Source organism: Pedobacter sp. WC2423, from assembly GCF_040822065.1.
GTDB lineage: Bacteria > Bacteroidota > Bacteroidia > Sphingobacteriales > Sphingobacteriaceae > Pedobacter.
Genome location: NZ_CP162005.1, coordinates 5122066 through 5146813, shown reverse-complemented (window position 1 = coordinate 5146813; position 24748 = coordinate 5122066). Strand labels below are relative to the sequence as shown.

Sequence of the window (24748 nt, the reverse complement as noted above, 5' to 3'; positions counted from 1 at the left end):
AAAGAAAACCTGTAATTTAGGAAAGTGATCTGCTTAAAGAAAATCTTTCTTGGTTTACTCTGTTTTTGCACATTTCAGGCCAATGCGCAAAAGGTTGGACTAGTCCTCAGCGGAGGCGGGGCTAAAGGCCTGGCACATATCGGAACGCTGAAAGCACTCGAAGAAAATCACATTCCGATTGACTATATCACCGGAACTTCTATGGGCGGGATTGTAGGCGCGCTTTATGCAGCTGGTTATTCTCCCGAACAAATTGAAAAGATAGCACTCACCACTGATTTTCAGGACTGGGTAAGCGGCAGGTTTAAAAGTGATTATAGTTTCTTCTTTCAGAAAAGCAGCAGCAATGCTTCTTTGATTACTGCTAAACTTTCTGTTGACACGGCTTTAAGGGTAAACTTCCGGTCTAACCTGGTGAATGACATCCCTTTAAACTTCGCGTTAATTGAATTGTTATCACAAGCATCGGCAATAGCCAAAGATAACTTCAACAACCTCTTTGTGCCTTACCGCTGTATGGTATCTGATATCTTTTCACAAACCAGTATCTCGGTAAAAAGTGGTAGTCTGGCCGAGGCTGTAAGAGCAACGATGACCGTCCCCATGATCTACAGACCGATTAAACTGGATAATAAATATGTATTTGACGGCGGCTTATATAACAACTTCCCTGCTGATGTCATGCAAAAAGAGTTCAAGCCCGACTATATTATCGGAGCAAATGTCTCTTCCAAAAACTTCAAGGAGTATCCAAAAACCGGAGATGAGCGTCTGATCAACAGGTTGATGTTATTCATGTTTTTGTCTAAATCAGACTCTACCTTAGTTGGTAAAAATGGAATCTATATCCAGCCCGATCTCCGGGACTTCAACTCCAGTAATTTCAATCCTGTTGCCGAATTGATTAAACAGGGATATGATGCAACGATGGCTGATATGCCCAGAATTCTGAAATCGGTACAACGCAGGGTCAGCAAAGAAGAACTCGCGCTCAAAAGAAGCATTTTTAACAACAAAAAACCGCAGCTGGTATTTAGTGATGTGGAAGTAACGGGTGTAAACAGCCAGCAGAAACGTTATATCGAACGCTTGTTTAAAAGCGATAAACCAACCTTTAATCTGGCAGACATCAAACAGGGTTATTATAAACTGGTGGCCGATGAGACTTTTGAAACCATTTACCCGAAAATAACCTACAATCCTGAATCTGATAATTATATTTTCGGAATTATCGCTAAACCCAAAAGAAGTTTTAAGCTTGATTTTGGTGGTAATATTTCCAGCCGGCCAATCAGTAATGTATTTCTGGGTTTGCAGTATAACTATCTCGACCGCAAAGCTTATACTTTCGGTACAAATTTTTATTCGGGTCGTTTTTATGAGTCTGTTCAACTCAATGGCCGCATTGATTATCCTTCAAAATTACCTTTCTTTTTAAGTGGGGAAATGACTTATAACCACTTTAATTTCTATAATACCAGCCAGATTTTCATTGAGAATCCACATCCAACTTACATTGAGCAGTCGGACAGAAAGATTGAACTTAAAGCAGGAATCCCATTGAACCGCAATACCAGGATCACGCTCAGCACTTCATTTATCAATAACAATGATCATTATAGTCCTACCAATTCATTTAATATTGGTGACATTTTAGATAAAACTGTTTTTAACGGATCCAGAACTACGGTAGCTTTCGAACAGCATACTTTTAACCGGAAACAATATGCTACACGTGGCAGGAATTTCCTGCTCAGTGTTAATTATTTCAATGGTGTGGAAACTTATACCCCCGGTAATATTTCCAGAAATAGCGGGATTTTAGCAGATATCGAGCAAAACGAAAAACACAGAGCCTGGTTTAATGCTAAATTAAGTGATGAAAATTATTTCTTTCACAAAGGCAGGTACACCCTTGGATACCTGTTAGAGGGAGTAATATCGAATCAGCCGCTGTTTTCAAACTACTATTCCACGTTGCTGGCTGCTCCAGCATTTTATCCGTTACAGGACAGCAGATCTTTATTCCTGGAAAAATTCAGGGCGAGTACTTATCTGGCAGGAGGCTTAAAAAACATTTACAAGATCCGCAAGAACTTAGACCTCAGAGTAGAAGCATTTCTATTTCTGCCTTACCAGGAAATTACTCAGAATGGATTTCAGGATGTAAAAAACAGTCCGACATTTAACCATATTCATTATGCGGGAACAGCAGGCCTGGTTTACCACACACCGGTCGGCCCGGTCAGCCTGAGTTATAATTTATATGATGATCCGATAAAAAGAAACGGCGTTTTACTACATTTGGGGTATCTCATATATAATAAGCGCTCCATTGAGTAAAATCATAAGGTGCCTGCTCCTGAATAAAACTATATCAAGAAAAATGAAAACAATATATTACTGTTTATTATTCCTGCTGATTTCCAGCGCTGGCTATGCTCAAAAGTCAGACATCGACAATTTCATCGTTAAAGAAAGCTTACTCAAAAACAGCAAACTCGCCATTATTGCTGCCGATTCGCTTGATCGTCCGCTGGAAAAAATTAATGGCCTTTATACCTTTACGGTAAGTGGTTTTACACAAACTTTAAAATTCAATGATGGCGTAGCTATTCTGCCTTTGCAAATTGATAAATCAGCTTTTGTTTATGTAAAACATCAGAATGATAAAGGCACACACAGTAAATTGCTTTATGTCTATAAAAAAGAAGGAAACCTGAACCCGTTCACGATCAATAGCATCTGGATGATTCTTTTCCCTGTATTGCTGGTTTTCATTGCTTTTGCCTTCCGTAAACTGATTATTTATGCAGTGGTTATCTTATTGATCTTTATCTACTTTAACCACAGCAATGGCCTGAACCTTTCTACTTTCTTTGAAACCATATTTGACACTTTGAAAAGGGCATTTTAAGGTTATCTGATGCATAAAAAAACAGGGTATATCAATTGATATACCCTGTTTTTTTATGCATTTTTTAGAATGGCAATCCTATACCAAAGTTGTATTGGAAAAACCGGTAAGTATCCGGGCTGTTAGCCAGCTTATAAGCATCCTGAAACTCTTTCCTTCCGCTAAACAATTTCTCAATCACCCACTGATTTTTAGGTTCAAACTGGGGATCTCTCAACTTCAGACCAACATCAAATCTGAATACAAAATATTGTAAATCATATCTGAATCCCACACCGGTACCTACACCAATCTGATTGCCCAGGTTTTTAAAATTAAAATAGGTCTCAGGATTTGGATTGCCCGGAGATATATTCCATATGTTACCAGCATCCAGGAATACGGCACCTTTAAGCTTCGCACCAAAAAAGTTATTAATTAATTTATAACGGTACTCCAGGTTAGCTTCAATATGCATTTGTCCCAACTGATCTATACCATAGGATATTCTCCGCTGCTGTTCCGTAGGCAAACTGATTCCGCGGTTATAATTACCCGGACCCAGCGTTCTGGCCTGCCACGCTCTGACTCCGCTGGCACCACCAGCAAAGAATAATTTTTCAAAAGGAACGGCTACTGAGTTACCATAAGCAACCCCTACACCTCCGTTGATACGTGCTATAAATTGTCTGTCCAAACCTAAACTTTTATACCAGCGTATATCGACTTCGGGACGCACATACTGGTTAAAAGGTAAACCCAGAATCTTCGCATAATCACCTTTAGAAGGATCATGCTTCGTATCAATAATCCTGGAGATCCCATCCAGCATATTACCAGCGATATCAATATTTCCGCGGAAATAAATAAAGCTTTTATTGAGAAGCAGTTTATTTGCATTCAGGGAATAGGCATATTTCATCCCTATCGTCAGATCTTTTCTGGTCAGCAGGTTGATATTATAAATATTATTCAGAAAAGTAGTTCTTCCTTCTAAAGTAGTCGTATCAATCAATAATCCTCCAAACCTGTATTCAAAATTGAGCGGGGTAAAGGAATGCAGTTTCGATTTCGTCTCTACCCATTCATAAGTAATGGAATTCAGCAATGCCCGGCGTACAAAGAAATCTTTTTGCAGCGAATAGATATAACTACTGGAAAACGTGGTGGTTGGCATCCCATTTCTACCCATTAAAGGAATACTGAATGGAACCATCAACCTTGGTATTGCCAGGTTAGCGCTCACAGAGAAATCCCGCTGATAAATATCACTGAACAATGATCCTCCTTGTCCGATTCTGGACTGAAGCCCACCTTTTACCTGGAATTCAAAACGTTCTGCTCCTCTGAAAATATTATTATTCGTATAAGTATTGCTCAGGGTAAACCCTACTGTACCGGCATTAAAAGGAACTTCCCCCTCTACGCGGTTACTCATCCGCTTCTGTGGCGTTAACTGAATCAGCGGATTCAGAATATTTGCACTGTCTTTGGATTTTACATATTCGATCTTCACGTTTTTAAAAACGTTCAGCTCATATAAACGGTCATAGGTTAAAGTCTCTTTATTGACATCATAAACCTCCCCTTGTTTTAAGAAATCATATCTGACAATTGGGTTTCTTCTGAAACGTTTCGATAAATCAGTATAACGAATACCCCTGAAAATACGTGGGTTTAAGGTGATTGAATCGGTAAAACCATCTGTTGAGGGCGCAACCAATATATTGGTTTCTCCAATCATATATTGCGTGTGACTTCCCTTATTTGCAGGAGTATCGATAAACAGCGCCACATTCGCCCGGCTCTTGTTTAGGGTAGAATCTACCTCAAATCTTACATAAGGCCTGGAGAAGTCATAATAACCATGCTCTTTCATCATGGTATAAATCTGCTCCCGTTCAACCGAAAGAGAGTCATCATCATATTGAACGCCTTCATGCAAATGACTATTAAACGATTTATCCTCTTTATACAACTTTCTGACAGCCGGATCAGGAATAGTAGTCGTTACTTTTCCTATAAAAAAAGCAGGCCCCGGAGTGGCGATAAAATCGACTTGTGCACGCTGATTTTTCACTTTGATTTCTGTTCTGACTTTTGCCATAAAATAGCCCTTGCTCATCAGATACTTTTCAACCTGACCTCTGGAAATTTCCACCAGTGTACTATCCAGTACAGGTGCTTTTTTACCTACCGCTTTTGTCTTGAATAAGGTATAAAACATATTGTACAGCCCAACATTAATTCCAAGGCGGGATGCAGGACGAATATCTTTCTGAATATAATTCATCGCCTCTTCTTTATACCTGGAAGGAATACTATCTATTTGAACTACTTTTACTATCGATTGATTGCTCTCAATAAATTTTGTAGAGGAACAGGCAGCAGCAAAAAGAATAATAAATAGTAATATTGCGGGAAACTGGAATTTCTTTTTACAAATTGAATATGCTTTCAAAGTCTCAGATAAGTTTTATAAAATCGTTACATCAAAAAAAGTACCGCAAAGCGCATGGGCTATTTATTATTGAAGGAATAAAATCAATAGTAGAATTCATTCCTTCAGCTTACCAGATTCATAGCATCTATTTTCTGGCCCAATATCAGTCTTTACTACCTAAATTACCTTCAAATATAAAGTTATTTGAAGTAAACAATGCCGAATTAGAGAAGATAAGTACTTTACAGGCCCCACAAGGCATTCTGGCACTGGTTCATATTCCTGAAACTGCTGACTTTGATAAAAGTACACTGCATGGCCGTTTCTCTCTTGTCCTGGATGGTATACAAGATCCGGGGAACCTGGGGACAATTATCAGAACCGCGGACTGGTTTGGATTTAAAAATGTAATCTGTTCTTTAAACACGGTAGAAGTTTATAATCCGAAAACTGTACAGGCAACTATGGGTTCTTTGTGCAGGGTGAATGTGAGTTATCAGGAATTGCCGGTCTGGCTGAAAGATATTAAGCTTCCTGTTTTTGGTGCAATGCTGAATGGGAATAGTCTTTATGAAACAAAATGGGGAACTGAAGGCCTTGTCATTTTAGGCAATGAAGGGCAGGGTGTGAGTGATGAAGTGAATATTCTAATTAATAATCCGGTAACGATTCCAAGAGTCGGAGAGGCTGAGTCATTGAACGTTGCGGTGTCGGCAGCAATTTTTTGTGCAGATATTAGCAGAAATTTTCAGAAATAAATTGCAGGTTAAGTATTAATTGCTATTTTTGCAACCTGAATTCAAAACAGGTCGAGTGGCCGAGTGGCTAGGCAGAGGTCTGCAAAACCTCGTACAGCGGTTCGAATCCGCTCTCGACCTCAGATTTATATTAAATAAAAAAACTAAAGGTTAAGACCATGGCAGTTACAAGACTAAAAAGAAAAGACAGAAAGAATAAAACAACTTCACGTTTAGAGGTTAAAACTTTGAAACTAGCTACAAACATTGAATTAGGTAGTCGTTCACAACAACCTAAAAAAGATCAGTTAGCTAAAAACAATCTTTTATTAGATCAACTTTCTGCAGCTTTAAGAGCATAAGTTCTAAAGTTAAAAGCATAAAAAAAACCTTTCTGAAATCAGAAAGGTTTTTTTTATGCCGGATATTTTTGCACAAGCCTTATTTTTTAACAGGCATTGGTTGTTAAACCAATGCTTTACAGATTCTTTTCACGATACCAGGCCCTTCATAGATGAAACCAGTATACAATTGTACCAGTGAAGCACCAGCTTCGATTTTATCTTTGGCATCCTGCGGAGAATGAATTCCTCCTACTCCTATAATTGGAAATGCTTTATTTGATTTCTGAGACAAATACCTGATCACTTCTGTGGAGCGTACAGTTAAAGGCTTACCACTTAATCCTCCTGTTTCATTTGCTATTTCTGCCGCTGTAGTTAAACCTGTACGGTCAATAGTGGTATTAGTCGCAATTACGCCGGCAATACCAGCTTCCATCACAATCTCTACAATATCATCCAGTTGTTCATTGGTCAGATCAGGGGCAATTTTTAATAAAACAGGCCTGGATATCCCATTTTTATGGTTGCGCTCCTGTAAAGTTTTCAGCAGTAAGGTCAATGGTTCTTTTTCTTGCAAAGCTCTTAAGCCCGGTGTATTCGGAGAACTGACATTGACTACAAAATAATCTACCACATCAAATAAACGGTCGAAACATTTCACATAATCAGAAACAGCATCTTCATTGGGTGTATTTTTATTTTTCCCGATGTTTCCGCCAATCACTATACTTTTATCTTTCAGCTTCAATACCCGTAAACGTTCTGCCAGGGTATCTACTCCTTTATTATTGAAACCCATTCTGTTGATGATCGCCTCATCTTCAGTCAATCTGAACATTCTGGGCTGATCATTTCCGGGCTGAGGCAAAGGTGTCACCGTCCCTACTTCGATAAATCCGAATCCAAGGTCACTTAATGCTTCAACGTATTCTCCATTTTTATCAAAACCTGCGGCAAGACCTACTGGATTTCTGAATTTGATACCAAAAACTTCACGTTCCAGTCCTTTGATATGAATATCAAAACTACTTCTGATGATAGTTTTGCCTAAAGGGAAGTGTTCATGAAACCATTTGAGTCGCTGAACTACGAAGTAATGAACTTTCTCTGGGTCAAATTTAAAAAATAAAGGCTTGATTAAACGATACATGAGTGCGAAGATAGGAACGATTTCATAGGATTACAATTGCTGTATTCATCTTTTGAGACAAAATTTGCATGAACTTGTAATTAAAACGTAGAAATCCTCTGCTATATGCACTGTGTTCAAACAATATGCGCCTAAAAATTGTATTTTTGCACCCAACATGATTTCGATAAACGACTTAACATTCCTTATAGGTTCCCGGGCTTTATACGACGAGGCGAACTGGCACATCAAACCGGGAGAAAGAATTGGCCTTATTGGTGCCAATGGAACTGGAAAATCTACACTTTTAAAAATAATAGTAGGAGAATACGCACCCTCATCCGGGTCAATTTCAATGTCTAAAGATTTAAAAATAGGCTATTTGAACCAGGATTTACTTTCGTATGAATCTCACCATACCATTTTACATGTGGCCATGGAGGCTTTTGAGCGCCAGAACCAGATACATGATGAAATTGAAGAACTCTTAAAAAAGATAGAAACAGATTATTCTGAAGATGTATTAAACAAACTGAGCGATAAGCAACAGGAGTTTGAAGCATTGGATGGTTATAACATTGAATATAAAGCAAATGAGATCCTTGCTGGTTTAGGATTCAGCACTGCCGATCAGCATCGTCCGCTGAATACTTTCTCCGGAGGATGGAGAATGCGTGTAATGCTTGCGAAGATTCTGTTACAGACTCCCGACATCCTGTTACTGGATGAGCCGACCAACCACATGGATTTACCTTCCATTAAATGGTTAGAGACTTACCTGGCAGGATTTGAAGGGGCGATTGTAATTGTATCTCACGACAGGTACTTCCTTGATAAAATTGTAAACCGTACAGTGGAATCCCGCAAAGGAAAATTAACGACCTATGCTGGTAACTACACCTACTACCTGGAAGAGAAATCTTTACGTGGAGAAATCCAAAAAGGAGAATTCAAGAATCAGCAGGCCAAAATCAAACAGGAAGAAAAACTGATTGAACGTTTCAGAGCTAAAGCGAGTAAGGCTAAAATGGCGCAATCCCGGATGAAAGCACTGGATAAAATGGAGCGTGTAGACGATGTGGATGATGATAACCCTACTGTAAACTTCAGCTTTAAATTTACCAAGCCTTCTGGCCGTCACGTAATCCGCATCGAGAACGCTACCAAGAGATATCCTAACATTGACATTCTGGAAAATGCAGAAGCTGTCATTGAAAAAGGAGATAAAATTGCTTTAATTGGTGCCAATGGTAAGGGTAAGTCTACCTTATTGAGAATGGTTGCTGGTGTGGAAGCTTTCGAAGGATCTTGTGAAACGGGACATAATGTAACGACTACTTTCTTTGCACAGCACCAGTTAGAGTCTTTACACCTGGGTAATACTATTCTGGAAGAGTTACAGGCTTTCGCTCCTAAACATACAGATACTGAGCTTCGTTCTATTCTGGGCTGTTTCCTTTTTACTGGAGATGATGTATTTAAAAAAATTAAAGTCCTTTCCGGAGGTGAGAAATCAAGGGTTGCTTTGGCGAAGTCGTTAACGACAGATTCCAACTTCCTGATTCTGGATGAGCCAACAAATCACCTGGACATCCAATCAGTAAATATCCTGATCCAGGCCCTGAAACAATTCGAGGGAACATTCATTGCAGTATCCCATGACAGGTATTTCTTAGATAACGTAGCCAACAAAATCTGGTTTATCGAAGAAGAACAAATCAAACAATACCCTGGAACTTATGCAGAGTATGAAGTATGGAATAGTAAAAGAGAAATTCCGGTTGCCAAAAGCATTCCTGTAAAACAAGAGAAAGAAGTGAAGCCTAAAGCGGAGCCGAAACCTGTTACAGTAAGCAGTCAGCAACAATTGAAAAAGCTGAATGATCAGTTACAGAAAGTCGAACTGGAAACTGTTGAGTTAGAAAAAAATGTAAAGGCTATTGAAACTGAACTTGCTGATGAATCAGTTTACGCAGATCAGGCAAAACTTGCTGAAGCCAATAAAAGATATCAGAGTGCAAAACAGTTATTAGATACTGCTCAGAATAAATGGGAAGTTCTTGCAGCAGAAATCATGGAATTAGAATAATAAAAATGATCAGAACCGGAATATTGCTCTTTTTATGTTTGTTTAGTCTGCAAACTTTGCAGGCACAGCAAAAATTTACGTACGATAACAAAGTCTATTCTTCGCAAATCAAAACTGTACAGCTTTACAATACACAAAAAGAGCAATCTATCCCGGTAATCGCTTTAGGAACTTCAGAAAAACTGAGTTTTTCTTTTGATGATCTGAGAGGTGGAAGCAAAAACTACTGGTATACGGTAGAACATTGTACCTATGACTGGAAATCTTCTAATTTATCTGTCCTGGACTATCTGGATGGGATGAATGAAGACCGCATCATTGATTACGCTTATTCTTCTAAAACACTTCAAAAGTTTACCCATTATTCACTTACCTTTCCAAATGATCAGGTAAAGCCTAAGATTTCAGGCAATTACCTCTTAAAGGTTTATGAAAATGGTGATGTGAACAGACCAGTATTGTCACAACGTTTTTATATAACCGACCCACAGGTCAATATTCAATCTGATTTGATTCCCAGCAATGAGGTGTCTTTAAGATTCAGCCATCAAAAGGTAAATATTAATATTCTTCACACCAACCCAATCCAGAATCCTTATCAGGATATTAAGTTGGTATTGATGCAGAATGGCAATCCGCTTACTGCAAAACTGAATACCAAACCTACTTATGTTAAACCGGGCTCTCTGATTTACAATGATCTGGATGGAAATGATTTTCCAGGCAGCAATGAATTCAGGAAATTTGATTTCCGCAGCGTGCGTTACAAAGGTGAACATGTACAGGATCTTTTTACGGATAGTACCAACAATGTGGTTTTATTCACAGATCTGAATGGTACAGCTCCGAAATACACTCAGCAAATTGATGAGAACGGCGCGTTTTTTATCCGCAACCAGGATAACATAGACAATGATACTGATAGCGATTACGGACATATACAGTTCAGCTTAAATACAGTTGCTCCGGGTAAAGATGGTGATATTTATGTAGTTGGCAGGTTTAATAATTTTACGCTTACTGAAGGGAATAAACTGAGTTATGTAGCTGCTCAAAAGAAGTATTATGGCAGCATTTATTTGAAACAGGGCTTATATGATTATCAGTATGTATGGAAAGATAATACCACAGGAAATGTAGACTATACCGTTTTGGAAGGTTCTTTCTTTGAAACTGAAAACACTTACCAGGCTTTCGTATATTTCCGCAGACCAGGCAGCAGATGGGATGAACTCATCGGATACAGCCTGTTTAATAATCTGCAGAAAAAATAATATACGTTTTTAAATCACTTTTATAATCCAGGCAGAAACACTTCCGGCTTCACAAAAGAATTCAGCCCAGCCATTTTCATCGATTGTCACTTCTTCTTTTCTGTAACCGAATACATCGATGAATGTTTTGCCGGCATGGCCTATCCCCATTTCCATTTTCTTAATACCTTGCTCACCATTACTGAGTACCACTGCAATACCCGAATTTTCAAGCTCTGGTATTCCCTCTCTTGTCCAGCCGATGCAGTTCGGATGATCCAGATAATCACGTTGAAAACCGTAAGCCAGATCTCTGCGCAATTTGGTCATTAAAGGAAGGCTTTCCAGCGCAACAAGCTCAACTTCCGCTTCGTTCCCCTTATCATCATGATCCGTATATTTCGCGCCATATAAATCCGTATAAAATACGCAAGGTATCCCCTGCTCTCTTAAAAGGATTAAGGCATAAGCTAATGGACGAAACCAGAAATCAACATAGGTCTCCAAGTCTTGTAAGGGCTGTGAATCATGGTTATCGACAAATGTAATTGACAATTGCGGATGAGACTCTACTAGTGTATTTTCAAATATCTTACTCAGGTCATAAGCATCTCCGGCATCAGCTGCGGTATGAAAGTTAAGGTGTAACATCGAATCAAATAACTGCATTCTACCTTCAGTAAGATCAATATAACTCCTCAGTTTCATCACATCATCCACCACCCAGTTCTCAGCTATAATAAAGAATTGCTTATCAAACTTTGCATTCATGTGGTCCAGCCACTCATTCAGATAATCTGTCGCTATATGTTTCACCGCATCTAAACGGAAACCATCTACCCCGCTAGTTTCATAATACCATTCTCCCCATCTTTTCAATTCTTCACGAACAGCCTGGTTTCTGAATTCAATATCATTAAACATCAGGTAATCGTAGTTGCCCAATTCATCAGAAGGTACATCTTCCCAACCTTCTCCATATTCATTTTGTATAGAGAATATGGAAGTTTCCTGTAAATCCTCAGCCCAGTCGATTCCGCTGAAACAGCTTTTATCCCAGATAAACTCAGAATATTTTCCTTTTCTACCGGGGAAAGTAAACTTAGTCCAGGCTTCAATTTCAAAAACGTCTGAAGTATATTCTTCTCTGTTATTTTCGTCAACTCTGCGTACAGCTATCTTTTCCAGCTCATCGGCTCCTGCTTTATGGTTAAAAACTACGTCTGCGAGCACCATAATCTGCTGTTCATGTAAAGCATTGACGGCTTGCAGGTATTCATCTTTAGTACCATATTTAGTCGGCACACTGTTTTTCTGATCAAATTCACCTAAATCGAACAGGTCGTAGCAATCGTACCCTACAGAATCTGCACCTGCTGTAGATTTATAGGCTGGCGGGAACCAAACGCCGGTAATCCCAATTTCTTTTAGCGCAGGAGCCTGTTCTGTAGCTTTTTGCCATAATTTCTGTTCTTCGTCATAGTACCAGTGAAAATACTGGATCAGCGTTTGGTTACTCATATATAAAATTGCTTATTAATTAGGTGGAAACAATAGGATAACATGAAGTCTCACATTTTGTTTACTTTTGCAGTAATATGAGCACAATAGTAAAAAATCCTAAAAATTCGTTCACGGTTATGAACGAATTGGTTCTACCCAATGACACCAATACGCTAAACAATTTAATGGGTGGCCGGTTACTGCACTGGATGGATATCGCTGCTGCGATTTCAGCACAAAAACATTGTAACCGGATTGTCGTTACTGCTTCAGTAGATAATGTATCATTCAAACAGCCTATTAAATTAGGAGATGTAATTACCATTGAAGCGAAAGTAACCCGTGCTTTTCATACTTCTGTAGAAGTACGTATGGATGTCTGGGCTGAAAATATTCCTTCAGGAACCCGTGTTAAATCTAATGAAGCTTATTATACTTTTGTAGCAGTTGACCAGAGTGGCAGAACAATTCCTGTTCCTGAACTGTTACCTGAAACAGAAGATGAGATTGAATTATATGCAGGTGCATTAAGAAGAAGACAATTACGTTTGATCTTAGCCGGCAAAATGAAAGCCAATGACGCTATTGAACTAAAGGCTTTATTCTTCAACGAATAACCAGGCCATTTAAACGAATAATATGACCACGTACACTACATTGATTATTCTGAGCGGACTGGTCATATTTTCTTATCTCTTTGATTTAGTAGCGAGCAAAACAAAGCTCCCCTCCGTACTATTGCTTCTTTTACTGGGAATTGGTTTGCATGTTCTGGTAGATCAGCTGCACATTCAAACTTTCGATTTCTTAAAAGTATTGCCAACACTGGGTACAGTGGGCCTGATCTTAATTGTTTTTGAAGGAGCACTGGAATTAAAATATGAGCGGGAAAAGAATAAGCTGATCAGAGGAGCTTTTCTCTCGGCTTTTTTTATTCTGGCTGCAACGGTTTCCGCAATTACGCTGATCATTTACCAAATCACCGGGCAGGACTTCTATCGCTGCTTCACCAATGCGATTCCTTTCAGTGTCATCAGTTCAGCGATTGCCATTCCCTCTGCTGCTGCGCTGACCGGTAAAAGCAAGGAATTTATTATCTACGAGTCCTCATTTTCAGATATTCTGGGAATTATACTGTTCAATTTTGCAGTGACCAATCCACATATCTCTATTTCTTCTTTCACAGGATTAGGACTAAGCACGCTATTGATTATCATACTTTCCATCATCTCCTGCATCCTGCTTCTATATTTGATGGGAAAGATCTCTCATCATATTAAATTCTTCCTGATTATTTCCATCCTGATCCTTGTATATGCTGTAGGCCAGTCTTATCACTTATCTTCATTGGTACTGGTACTTTCTTTTGGATTATTCTTAAACAATGCCGACGCAATTGAACATTTCTATTTCAGAAGTATGTTTATTTATAAAAATTTATCGAAAGATCTGGAACAGCTGCATCAGTTATCTGCTGAAACGGCCTTTATTATCCGTACTTTTTTCTTTGTAATTTTTGGTTTTACCATGAATATCTATGAACTGAACAATGGGATTACCCTGATGAACGGTGTCTTCATTCTGATGACTATTTACCTGATCAGGATCATCTATTTAAAGCTATTCAGAAAAGAGAACAGTGGGACGGAGAGCGTCATTGCTCCCCGCGGACTGATCAGTATTTTATTATATTATAATTTACCTCCGTCATTAAGACTGCCGGAGATCGGCACTTCTTTCCTGTTCCTTGTGGTATTAGGTTCAAGCTTAGTGATGAGCATAGGCCTGCTGGCCAGCAAAAAAATGGTAAAAGCTGAAATTTCTGCTTAGCTTCCCATTTCCAGGATCTTATCAAATTCAGTAGCTTTAAGCTCCATCACTGACAAACGGCCCTGTCTGACTAAGGAAATATCTTTAAGACTTTCTTCAGCTTTAACCTGTTCCAGGGTAACTGGGTTTTTAAGCGTTTCTACGGGAACAAGATCTACAACTACCCAGTTCGCATCATCAGTAGTTGGATCCTGATAAAACTCTCTGACCACTTTCGCGATCCCTACCACATGTTTACCCTCATTGCTATGATAAAAAAGAACAAGATCTCCCTCTTTCATCAATTTGAGATTATTGCGTGCCTGATAGTTACGTACACCGTCCCAAAAGGTTCTTCCGTCTTTGTTAAACTGTTCCCAGCTATATTTAAAAGGTTCTGATTTGACTAAGAAATAATTCATTAGTCAAAACTAATAAAAGAGAAAGAATATGTGGTTAAATAAATAAGACAAAATCAGCGTAACAATGAGGTACAAAAACAGGCAAAGAACAGGCTTGGTCTAAGAGCGGATAAATATGTTCATCACAGCATGGTTTATATCTGAAAATAAGACAATTATCCAATTTATTTTTTACACCCCGGAAGATCCGCCTAGTGGATCATCTTAAACAACAATTCTTTCAATAATTCTCCGTCAGTAACATTACCTGTACTGTCCACTCCTTTACTCTTCAAATCATATTCTCTGAGCAAACTGATAATATCAAATGTTTTGTTGAGGTTATAATTCCTTGCCGCAGTTTCATAGTCCTTTACAAAATATGGGTTTACCCCAAGTTCTTTAGCTGCATCACCTTTGTTTTGCAAATAATGATATTTCAGGATTTTCGAGAAATAGCTATTTAAGTTTGCCATGACCATTACCATTGGATTGGCTTTCGGATTATCAGCGAAGTAATTAATAATCTGATTACATTTCAGCACATTACGCGAAGCCAGCGCCTTCTGCAATTCAAAAACATTATACTCTTTACTGATACCGATATTGCGCTGTACAAGCTCAGTATCAATGATAGTTTCTTTACTGATATTCAGCAATAGCTTTTCCAGCTCATTTGATATTTTAGATAAATCTGCACCCAGATATTCTGCCATCAAAGCTGATGCCTGCGGGGCAATCTTCGCACCCATCCCCTTTACAAGTTCTTCAATCCATTGCGCCAGTTTATAATCCCTTACCGGATCAGACTGAAAGACAACTCCGCTTTTAGTAATTGATTTAAATATCTTTTTACGTTTATCAAAATTCGCATATTTATAGCCCAGCACAAGAATAGTACTGTCCAGCGGTTTCTCAAAATAATTCTGAATAAACTCAGCTTCTTTACTGCTTCCCTCTGTTTCCTTAGACCACTTCAGATCCTGTGCCTCTTTCACCACGATCAGCTGATAGTCTGACATCATCGGATAACGTTTTGCTGCATTTAAAATCGTGGCCATGTCCGTATCTTTACCATACAATATAGTCTGGTTGAAACCTTTCTCCATATCATTCAATATATGATCTTCCATATAATGAATAATCTGGTCGATATAATAAGGTTCTTCACCATGCAAAAGATAAACAGGCTTGAATTTTTTAGCTTTGAGGTCTTTGATAATATCAGCAGCAGTCATAATTATCCAAATGTAACGGCTAATTACTAATTTTTAAAGGTTATTTTTGCACAAATGGCATTTACACCTACAGCATTGAACCTACCGCAGCATCCTTTCCGGATAACCCAGAAAGAAGAGCAGTACTTTATTTTTGATGAAGTACGGAAAAAACATCTCGTTTTAACTCCTGAAGAGTGGGTAAGGCAGCATTTTATCCATTATTTGATAAAAGATAAAAAGTTTCCGAAGTCTTTGATACAAATAGAAGGGGGCCTGAATCTGAATCAGCTTCAGAAAAGAACTGATATTGTCATTTTTAATACCAGTGGAGAAAGAATTATGGTCATAGAGTGCAAAGCTCCTTCCATTAAAATTTCTCAGGGCGTATTTGATCAGGCCGCAAGATATAACTCTGTACATAAAGCCAAATGGCTTGTAGTGACCAATGGCCTGAAGCATTGCTATGCACAAATCGATCATGTGGCTTCTCAGTTTTTGTTTATAGAGGAACTTCCTGAATACTCTTTGCTGTAAGTTTTTCACTTCTGTAAGAAGCTTACAATCAATCTGAGAAAACACAAAAACACTCATCTCTTGATACATCAAAATCTATATTTATTTATATATAGATATCAAGACACAAAGAAATATAGATTTAAAAACACTCAAAAATAAAGACACTTTAGCATAAAGATATTTACATATCTATAAATACAGATATCTATATACAAAGAAACAATTACATCTTTAAATAGCGATTTATCGTCAATCACAGCGATTAATGCAAGCTAACTCTAAACCCAGCCAATTCATCAGATCAGATATCAGCAGTATATAGATATCTAAAAATATAAACATCTATACGCATTTATATATCTCTGATTAAAGCGAAAAGGGTTTAATCAATCTAGCAACAAAGACATCTATATATTCAGATATATTTGAATCTAAACATCAAACAGGTAACCATCATTTATGTTCCAATTCAAATTGCAGGTAATAAAATAAAAAAAGGAAGGGCGTTTTCCTTGCCTTGGATGCTCTTCGCACCGTAAGCAAGGAAAACGCCCTTCCTTTTTTTATTTTACAAACTCAGAAGAGACTCTTGTATAATCTTCACCTTCGCTTCAGCATCAGCCTTCTTATTTCTTTCATTCTGAATAATCTCTGGCTTCGCATTCTGTACAAACCTTTCATTGCCCAACTTCGCATCAACCGACTTCAAGAATCCTTGCAAATACTCCAGTTCTCCATTCAGCCTCACCCGTTCCGCATCCACATCAATCGTTTCATTCAGCTGTATAAAAAACTCATCATTTCCAACCATGAAACCAGCAGCACCAACCACTTTATCACTTACAAAATCTACCTCAGTAATATTTGCCAGTTTAGAAATAATAGTCAGCCATTGAGCGTAAGCTAAAGAAGAATTAACTTTCACACTTAAAGGCAGCCCTTCTTTCGGAGAAATCTGTTTAGTATTACGGATATTACGTACTTCAGCAACAATCCCTTTCACCACTTCAACATCCTTTAACAAAGGTAAATCAGCAGGCTCCACAACAGGATAAGGCGCTACAATAATGCAATCCATCTCCCCTTTTGTACCAAATAGCTCATCATGCCACAATTCTTCCGTAATAAACGGCATAAACGGATGCAATAAACTTAAGATCTTTTCAAAGAAACCAATCGTTGCTTTCAGAGAAACCGGATCAATCGGATGCTGATAAACTGGTTTGACCATTTCCAGGTACCACGCACAGAAATCGTCCCACACCAGCTTATAAGTTGTCATTAAGGCCTCCGACAAACGGTACTGCTTATAATTATCCTCAATTTCAGCTAAGGCCTCATTGAAACGATTCTCAAACCATAAAATAGCCTGTGCATTAGGATTTGCTAAAGTCTCATCAACCTCCCACCCTTTCACTAAACGGAAAGCATTCCAGATCTTATTCGCAAAATTCCTTCCCTGCTCACAGTAGCTCTCATCGAACATCAAATCATTACCAGCAGGAGAACATAATAGCATTCCTACCCTGACACCATCTGCTCCGTATTTTTCGATCAAACCAATCGGATCAGGAGAATTACCCAAAGACTTAGACATTTTACGGCCTAACTTATCACGTACAATACCAGTCAGGTACACATTTGTAAACGGCTTTTTGCCCATAAACTCATGTCCCGCCATAATCATACGCGCTACCCAGAAGAATAAAATCTCAGGGGCAGTAACCAAATCATTCGTAGGATAATAATAATTAATATCCTTATTTCCCGGATCTTTCAACCCATTAAACACAGAAATCGGCCATAACCAGGCAGAAAACCAGGTATCTAATACATCATCATCCTGTCTGATAAAAGCAGATAACTGATGTTTAAATCCATTCGCTTCATCTTCAGTAAATTTACCGTCAATATCTTTAAGCTTTAAAAATTCATTTAAAGCATCTTCTTTGGTTTTTGCAACTACCCAGTCCCCTTTATCATCAAACCATGCAGGAATACGCTGTCCCCACCATAACTGGCGGCTGATATTCCAATCCCTCACATTCTCCATCCAGTGACGGTAAGTATTCACAAATTTCTCAGGAATAAGCTTCACATCACCATTCAGTACATCAGCTAATGCAGGTTTGGCCATTTCGTCCATTTTACAGAACCATTGTAAAGAAAGCTTAGGCTCAATTGCAGCATCAGTACGTTCAGAGAACCCAACCTGCGATTTATAGTCTTCTACTTTCTCCAGATGACCTGCTTCGTCCAGTAATACTGCAATCTTTTTACGGGCAATAAAACGGTCTTCACCTACCAGAATAACAGCAAGCTCATTTAAAGTACCATCATCATTCAAGATATCGATTACCGGAAGTTTATGTTTCACGCCCAGCTCATAATCATTTAAATCATGCGCAGGAGTTACCTTTAAACAACCCGTACCGAAATCCATTGTTACATATTCATCCTCAATAACTGGGATCTCGCGGTTGATTAAAGGAACAAATACTTTTTTACCTTTAAGATGTGTATAACGTTCATCATTTGGATTGATACAGATTGCTGCATCAGCCATAATTGTTTCGGGACGCGTAGTTGCAATCGTTATGAATTCAGTAGCTGTACCTGTAGCAGGAGCAATAGAGTATTTAATATAATACAACTTCTGATTCACTTCCTTACGGATTACCTCTTCATCAGAAACGGCAGTTTTACCAGCCGGATCCCAGTTGACCATACGGACACCACGATAAATTCTTCCCTTTTTATACAGGTCAATAAAACAGTCAATAACAGACTCTGAAAGGTCATCTTCCAGCGTAAAACGTGTACGGTCCCAGTCGCAGCTTGCGCCCAGTTTTTTAAGCTGATCCAGGATAATACCACCGTATTTTTCTTTCCACTCCCATGCATAGGTCATGAATTCTTCTCTGGTCAGATCTTTTTTGCTGATGCCTCTTTCTTTCAACATCGCAACCACTTTAGCTTCAGTAGCAATAGAAGCATGGTCAGTTCCAGGAACCCAGCATGCATTTTTACCTTGCATACGTGCACGGCGAATCATGACATCCTGAATCGTGTTGTTGAGCATATGGCCCATATGTAATACTCCAGTGACGTTTGGCGGAGGAATCACAATGGTATAGGGTTCACGTTCGTCTGGTTCAGAATGAAAAAACTTTTTTGACAACCAGTAGCTGTACCACTTGTCTTCGGTTTCGGCGGGATCGTATTTAGTAGAAATGCTCATTTATAGGGTGCTGATTAAATTGCAAAAATAAGGTTTTTAAAGGAAAATATTTAAGCTTTCCACTCTTCGTCCAGAATGGCGTATTCAAAACTATCCATCCAGCCGGTTACTAAAGGCAAAATTTGTCGTTTCCTGCCTTCCTGCGTCATCCCTGCTTTTTCCAGTACACGTATAGATGCTAAGTTTTCTACCGCGCAACCAGCTTCAATACGGTGTAATTTCAGGCGGTCAAATCCAAATCTGATCACTGCCCTGATTGCTTCTGTAGCATAACCCTGGTTCCAGAAATCTACATTAATCTTATACCAGATTTCTGCACTGTTGAACTTAGAAGAAGATAGCTTAAGAGATACCAGTCCCACAAAGCCACCTTTCTCAAATTCCACAGCAAAAGTGTAATTCTTAATCGTTTTTTTCTGGTGGTCATTAATCCAGCCATCTACAATAATATTAGTCTCTTCCAGATCTTTAGGAATACCCAAAGTATTATACTGATCTGTTTCAGCCAAATGGTGCAATACATGAATCGCTTCAAGATCAGCCATTTCTACTAATCTGAGTTTTAGTCTTTCGGTAAAAAATTTCAATACTACCATGCTCTTATTTAAGATTTTGCATAAAATAATCTGTTACTTTCTGATAAAGATGCGTTCTGTCTTTACCCAATACATTATGTTCGTGTCCTGGATAAATCATATAATCCAGCTGTATATTATCATCTACTGCTTTCTTTACCAGTTCAACAGTATGTTGCTGCAAAACAACATTATCCTGTAATCCATGAATAAGCAATAATTTGCCTTTTAGTTTTTGAATTTGGTTAGTCAGGTCAGTCGCTGCATAACCTTCAGGGTTTTCCTTAGGCGTATCCATATAGCGTTCTGTATACATCGCTTCATAGAAATTCCAGTTTGTTACAGCTCCGCCAGCTACTGCCGCCTTGAAAACGCCAGGATGATTCAACATAAAATCTACCGTATTAAATCCACCGAAGCTCCAGCCAAACAAGCCCATATTTTTTTCATCGGTATAGGACAGTCCTTTCAGATAGCCTACAGCAGACATCATATCTTCCATCTGTACATCACCGACTTTTCTAAACATAGCTTGTTCAAATGCTTTTCCACGGTTATCACTTCCTCTGGTATCAATCACCATGACTACAAAACCTTGCTCTGCAAGATATTGAAACCAGTAATTGCTCCCTCCTCCATTCCACTGGTCAAGAATTAATTGTGCATGCGAACCACCATACCAGTAAACTACAACCGGATGTTTTTTAGTGCTGTCCAGGCCTGCAGGCTTGAATAAATTACAATAGATAGGATCGCCTTTTTTCCCTTTGATAGTAAAAATAGAAGATGCACCCAAAGCATAATCTTTCAGTGGATCTGCGGATTGGAAAATCTGTTTTTCAGCTCCTTTTTTAACATCCAGCAGTTTAACAGTACCTGGATTTTTTGTAGAACTGAAATTATCAAGTACCGTATTTCCTGAAGTACTGATCTCTGTTTTATGCACTGCAAAACCCGAAGTAATCCTTTTTGACTGACCAGATTTGATATTCACTACATACAAGTTCCTGGTAATCGGAGATTCTGCTGTGGAAACATAAAATAAATTTTCACCTGCTGCATCAAAACCTTTGACTTCGGTAACTTCCCAGTTCCCTTTAGTGAGTTGCTTAACCAGTTTACCGCTGGTATTGTATAAATATAAATGATTCCATCCATCACGGTTACTTTGCCAGATAAATTGCTGAGGATCATTTTTCAGGAATACCGCAGGGACAAGTGGCTCTACATACTTTTCATCACGCTCTTCAAAAAGCGTTTTTACAGAGTGACCAGTTTGTGCATCAAACTGCTTAAATTGCATATGATTTTGTCCGCGGTTTAAAACAGCGATATAAACAAATTTATCGTCCGGGCTCCAGACGATATTAGTCAGGTACTGTTCTGCCGGCTCTCCTGTTTGCAAATAAACAACGGCTTGAGTCACTACATTATAGATACCTACTGTTACTTCATGGATTTTATCTCCTGCCATCGGGTATTTGATATTGATGTTTTTTGCCGGGCGGGTTGTCCAGTCAATAATTGGATAATCTGAAACCATACTTTGATCCATCCGGTAAAAAGCAAGCTGCTTCCCCTGATTACTCCAGAAAGTTCCTTTTGAAATACCAAATTCGTCACGATGTACGGATGAAGCGTAAACAATATCGCCGGTTCCATCGGTGGTTACTTGTTTTGCCGTTTTACCATCGCTCACAAACAGATTGTCATGATCCAGGTAAGCGGTATATCCTGCAATACTCCTTTCTGCTTTACTTTGACCAGCCAGTTTACTGTCCATCAAAGTGGTGAAACTGTTTTTCACCGGGTTATAAGCTAATAACGCGCCATTGACAGGAATAATCCAGTCTGCTCCCTGATTAAAAGTGATATCAGGCATCGTTTTTAAAGTATTCAGCTTTGCAGAACGCAGTTTTTGATTCAGTTGAGTTAAGTTAAGCAATAGTTTTTCTTCTTTACCCGCCATACTTCCTGTAAACCAGGCCGTTTCATCATTTACAGTTTTGCTGTATATATAATCTTCTTTTCCATAAAGGAATTGCAGATTCTTTAATTTTTGAGGGGCAAGTGTCGTACGTGAATTGAACATGGCATCAGTCATGCTCAGATTTTTCTGCTGACCGTTTACAATTACGGAAGCAGAAAGAAGTACGGCGAATAAAACTAGTTTCTTCATTGATTTAAATTTGATGGCCAAATATAGCAATTATGGCTTAGCGGGATGAATTTACCCGATTTGGAAAATGTATTAATAAGCTATTATTTCAGATCTGCACAATAATAAATGTTAAATTATGTTAATAGTGTAATTAATTCATCTGGTTATATTATGAAAACGATCAAAGTATTCCATCTTCCGGGATTAATCATTAAAAAACTCGGCCTGACCAAACTCTATTATTGGTTTAATAAATAACTGCAAGTACCCGGGTACTCAGTAATATTTTCATTAGAATAAGCTTTTGTAATTCTCATTTGTTATTTTGAGCACATTAGGTAAGCCTTATTAATAAAAACTGATGAATACAAAACACCTGAAAAACTATTTTGCAGTTCTGGGAATATTAGCAGCAAGCTACTCTTCTTACGCACAAAAAGTTCCCACCAAGTTTATTGATCCTGCCAATATGGATCTTACGGTAAAACCCGGAGATGATTTTTACGGATACGCGAGCGGTACGTGGATTAAAAACAATCCTGTCCCTGCCAAAGAAACACGCTGGGGAAGCTTCAATGAATTAAGAGATTTTAATATCAATGCAGTAAAAGGCATTGTTGAAGATGCTGCAGCAGATCGTTCTGCACCGGCCGGTTCTGTAAAAAGACGGGTAGGTGATTTTTATGCTGCTGCAATGGATAGCCTTACCATTGAAAAACTAGGCTATACACCTATTAAAGCTGATCTTGCCAGAATTAACAAGCTTAAAGATATACAAGGTATACTGGATGAAGTTGTCGCCATGCGCACTTCTGGTCTCGCAGCTCCGATGTATGGTTTTTATGTAGGTCAGGACAGGAAAAATGTAAATAAATATGTTGCACAGCTTGGTCAGGGTGGAACGACTTTGCCTGATCGTGATTATTATTTAAAAGATGATAGCAGAACGTTAAAAATCCGTGAAGCTTATCTGAATTACATGACTACCTTATTTATCTTAACAGGCAGTTCTGCAACGGATGCGAAACAAAAAGCAAATACAGTACTGACTATAGAGAAAAAACTTGCTGAAGCTCAAATGTCACGTCTTGAAATGCGTGACCCTTACAAGACCTATAATAAATTTACAATTGCAGATTTTGATAAAACAACACCAAATATTAACTGGACTGCTACTTTGCCAAAACTTTTAGTCAAAGGACAGGATACTGTTTTAGTAGGTTCTCCTAAATTTTTTGTCAGCCTGAATGCTATGCTGACTTCTGTACCCGTTTCAGACTGGAAAACTTACCTGGAATGGAATATTCTTAAAAATTCAGCATCAAATTTAAGTTCTCCTTTTGTAAAAGCAACTTTCGCTTTCAATCAGGCACAAACAGGTCAGAAAGTACAAACTCCAAGATGGCAAACGATGTCTTCTAAAACTGACGGAGCGATCGGTGAGTTATTGGGACAACTTTATGTCGCGAAATACTTTAAGCCTGAAGCTAAAGCCCGTATGACCGAGATGATCAAAAATTTGCGCACTGCATTTGAGATCAGAATTAAAGGTTTAGAATGGATGAGTGATGTGACTAAGGAAAAAGCGCTGGCCAAGCTAAATGCTTTTGTTCCTAAAATTGGTTATCCTGATCAATGGAAAACATACGATGGATTGAATATTGACCGTAAAACTTATTTCCAGAACCTTAGAAATGTAGGCGCATGGGGATATAATGATATGGTTTCTCAATTAGGTAAACCTGTTGACCGTAAACGTTTTGGCATGACACCGCCAACGGTAAATGCTTATTATAGCCCGACAATGAACGAGATTGTATTCCCTGCCGGAATTTTACAATTCCCTTTCTTTGCAGCTCATGCTGATGATGCGATCAATTATGGTGGTATAGGTGCAGTAATTGGTCATGAGATGTCACATGGTTTTGACGATAGCGGCAGCCAGTATGACAAAGATGGTAATCTGCGCAACTGGTGGACAAATGAAGATCGTACAAAATTTGAAGCTAAAACAAAAGCTTTAGGTGAGCAATTTGATTCATACACGGTACTGGATACTATTCATGTAAATGGTAAACTGACTATGGGCGAAAATATTGGTGACTTAGGAGGCTTAAATGCTGCTTATACCGCATTTAAATTAACTAAACAAGGACAATCTGAAGAGAAGATCGATGGGTTTACACCGGATCAGCGTTTCTTCCTTTCGTGGGCTCAGGTATGGAGAGGTAACATTTTACCGGATAATGCTGCACAGTTAATCAAAACTGATCCGCATTCTCCAGGGGAATTCAGAACTATTGGTGCTCCTGTCAACATGGATGCCTGGTATAAAGCGTTCGACGTGAAACCAGGTGATAAGTTATACAAAAAACCAGAAGACAGAATTCGGCTTTGGTAAATTGCTGATCAATAAAAGGCCGCTGCGATA

18 protein-coding genes and 1 tRNA gene are annotated in these 24748 nt (G+C 38.6%); 11 read left to right on the top strand and 8 right to left on the bottom strand.

The window, feature by feature from the left end:
• Nucleotides 1-24 precede the first annotated feature (24 nt).
• Together AB3G38_RS21510 and AB3G38_RS21505 are read left to right on the top strand one after the other, a co-directional pair.
• Nucleotides 25-2343, top strand: a complete 2319-nt coding sequence (locus AB3G38_RS21510; protein WP_367865761.1) for a patatin-like phospholipase family protein — start codon at nucleotides 25-27, stop codon at nucleotides 2341-2343.
• Nucleotides 2344-2386: 43 nt separating this feature from the next.
• On the top strand, nucleotides 2387-2917 hold the full coding sequence (locus AB3G38_RS21505; RefSeq protein ID WP_367865760.1) for a hypothetical protein: 531 nt from the start codon (nucleotides 2387-2389) through the stop codon (nucleotides 2915-2917).
• A gap of 64 nt (nucleotides 2918-2981) precedes the next feature.
• Here AB3G38_RS21505 and AB3G38_RS21500 read toward each other — a convergent pair whose 3' ends face one another.
• Nucleotides 2982-5357, bottom strand: a complete 2376-nt coding sequence (locus AB3G38_RS21500; protein ID WP_367865759.1) for a BamA/TamA family outer membrane protein — start codon at nucleotides 5355-5357, stop codon at nucleotides 2982-2984.
• Between AB3G38_RS21500 and AB3G38_RS21495 the strand changes: the two genes are divergently transcribed.
• The 3 genes from AB3G38_RS21495 (at nucleotide 5348) to AB3G38_RS21485 (ending at nucleotide 6438) form a co-directional block, all read left to right on the top strand.
• Nucleotides 5348-6097 (top strand): TrmH family RNA methyltransferase, encoded by a 750-nt coding sequence (locus AB3G38_RS21495; protein ID WP_367865758.1) that lies wholly within the window; start codon nucleotides 5348-5350, stop codon nucleotides 6095-6097. The two genes, AB3G38_RS21500 and AB3G38_RS21495, sit on opposite strands and share 10 nt — an antisense overlap.
• Nucleotides 6098-6146: 49 nt before the next feature.
• Nucleotides 6147-6217 (top strand) — tRNA-Cys (locus AB3G38_RS21490).
• A 38-nt stretch (nucleotides 6218-6255) separates the two neighbouring features.
• Complete coding sequence (locus AB3G38_RS21485) at nucleotides 6256-6438, top strand: spore protein (protein ID WP_068402833.1); 183 nt, start codon at nucleotides 6256-6258, stop codon at nucleotides 6436-6438.
• A gap of 103 nt (nucleotides 6439-6541) precedes the next feature.
• Here AB3G38_RS21485 and AB3G38_RS21480 read toward each other — a convergent pair whose 3' ends face one another.
• Nucleotides 6542-7570, bottom strand: coding sequence for a quinone-dependent dihydroorotate dehydrogenase (locus tag AB3G38_RS21480; protein WP_367865757.1), 1029 nt, complete (start codon nucleotides 7568-7570; stop codon nucleotides 6542-6544).
• A gap of 157 nt (nucleotides 7571-7727) precedes the next feature.
• On the opposite strand from AB3G38_RS21480, the gene AB3G38_RS21475 reads away from it, so the two are divergent.
• Together AB3G38_RS21475 and AB3G38_RS21470 are read left to right on the top strand one after the other, a co-directional pair.
• Nucleotides 7728-9638 (top strand): ABC-F family ATP-binding cassette domain-containing protein, encoded by a 1911-nt coding sequence (locus tag AB3G38_RS21475; RefSeq protein WP_367865756.1) that lies wholly within the window; start codon nucleotides 7728-7730, stop codon nucleotides 9636-9638.
• Nucleotides 9639-9643: 5 nt separating this feature from the next.
• A complete protein-coding gene (locus tag AB3G38_RS21470) occupies nucleotides 9644-10912 on the top strand; it encodes a DUF5103 domain-containing protein (protein ID WP_367865755.1) in 1269 nt (422 codons plus the stop codon).
• 9 nt (nucleotides 10913-10921) lie between these two features.
• Here AB3G38_RS21470 and AB3G38_RS21465 read toward each other — a convergent pair whose 3' ends face one another.
• Nucleotides 10922-12412, bottom strand: a complete 1491-nt coding sequence (locus tag AB3G38_RS21465; protein WP_367865754.1) for an alpha-amylase — start codon at nucleotides 12410-12412, stop codon at nucleotides 10922-10924.
• A gap of 77 nt (nucleotides 12413-12489) precedes the next feature.
• On the opposite strand from AB3G38_RS21465, the gene AB3G38_RS21460 reads away from it, so the two are divergent.
• Nucleotides 12490-13011 (top strand): acyl-CoA thioesterase, encoded by a 522-nt coding sequence (locus AB3G38_RS21460; RefSeq protein WP_367865753.1) that lies wholly within the window; start codon nucleotides 12490-12492, stop codon nucleotides 13009-13011.
• A gap of 22 nt (nucleotides 13012-13033) precedes the next feature.
• Complete coding sequence (locus AB3G38_RS21455) at nucleotides 13034-14224, top strand: sodium:proton antiporter (protein ID WP_367865752.1); 1191 nt, start codon at nucleotides 13034-13036, stop codon at nucleotides 14222-14224.
• Here the strand turns inward: AB3G38_RS21455 and AB3G38_RS21450 are convergent.
• Both AB3G38_RS21450 and holA read right to left on the bottom strand, forming a co-directional pair.
• Nucleotides 14221-14625, bottom strand: a complete 405-nt coding sequence (locus tag AB3G38_RS21450) for an EVE domain-containing protein (RefSeq protein ID WP_068402848.1) — start codon at nucleotides 14623-14625, stop codon at nucleotides 14221-14223. The two genes, AB3G38_RS21455 and AB3G38_RS21450, sit on opposite strands and share 4 nt — an antisense overlap.
• 191 nt (nucleotides 14626-14816) lie before the next feature.
• Nucleotides 14817-15842: a DNA polymerase III subunit delta gene (gene holA, locus AB3G38_RS21445; RefSeq protein ID WP_367865751.1), complete on the bottom strand. Its 1026-nt coding sequence runs from the start codon at nucleotides 15840-15842 to the stop codon at nucleotides 14817-14819.
• Between the two features lie 54 nt (nucleotides 15843-15896).
• On the opposite strand from holA, the gene AB3G38_RS21440 reads away from it, so the two are divergent.
• A complete protein-coding gene (locus AB3G38_RS21440; RefSeq protein ID WP_367865750.1) occupies nucleotides 15897-16358 on the top strand; it encodes a type I restriction enzyme HsdR N-terminal domain-containing protein in 462 nt (153 codons plus the stop codon).
• A gap of 550 nt (nucleotides 16359-16908) precedes the next feature.
• On the opposite strand, the gene AB3G38_RS21435 is transcribed toward AB3G38_RS21440, so the two are convergent.
• From AB3G38_RS21435 to AB3G38_RS21425, 3 genes are read right to left on the bottom strand one after another with little or no spacing between them, the layout of a single operon-like run.
• A complete protein-coding gene (locus AB3G38_RS21435; RefSeq protein WP_367865749.1) occupies nucleotides 16909-19581 on the bottom strand; it encodes a valine--tRNA ligase in 2673 nt (890 codons plus the stop codon).
• 50 nt (nucleotides 19582-19631) lie between these two features.
• A complete protein-coding gene (locus AB3G38_RS21430; protein ID WP_111635588.1) occupies nucleotides 19632-20177 on the bottom strand; it encodes a GNAT family N-acetyltransferase in 546 nt (181 codons plus the stop codon).
• 4 nt (nucleotides 20178-20181) lie between these two features.
• Nucleotides 20182-22335 (bottom strand): DPP IV N-terminal domain-containing protein, encoded by a 2154-nt coding sequence (locus tag AB3G38_RS21425; protein WP_367865748.1) that lies wholly within the window; start codon nucleotides 22333-22335, stop codon nucleotides 20182-20184.
• A gap of 343 nt (nucleotides 22336-22678) precedes the next feature.
• Between AB3G38_RS21425 and AB3G38_RS21420 the strand changes: the two genes are divergently transcribed.
• Complete coding sequence (locus AB3G38_RS21420; RefSeq protein WP_367865747.1) at nucleotides 22679-24718, top strand: M13 family metallopeptidase; 2040 nt, start codon at nucleotides 22679-22681, stop codon at nucleotides 24716-24718.
• Nucleotides 24719-24748 lie beyond the last annotated feature (30 nt).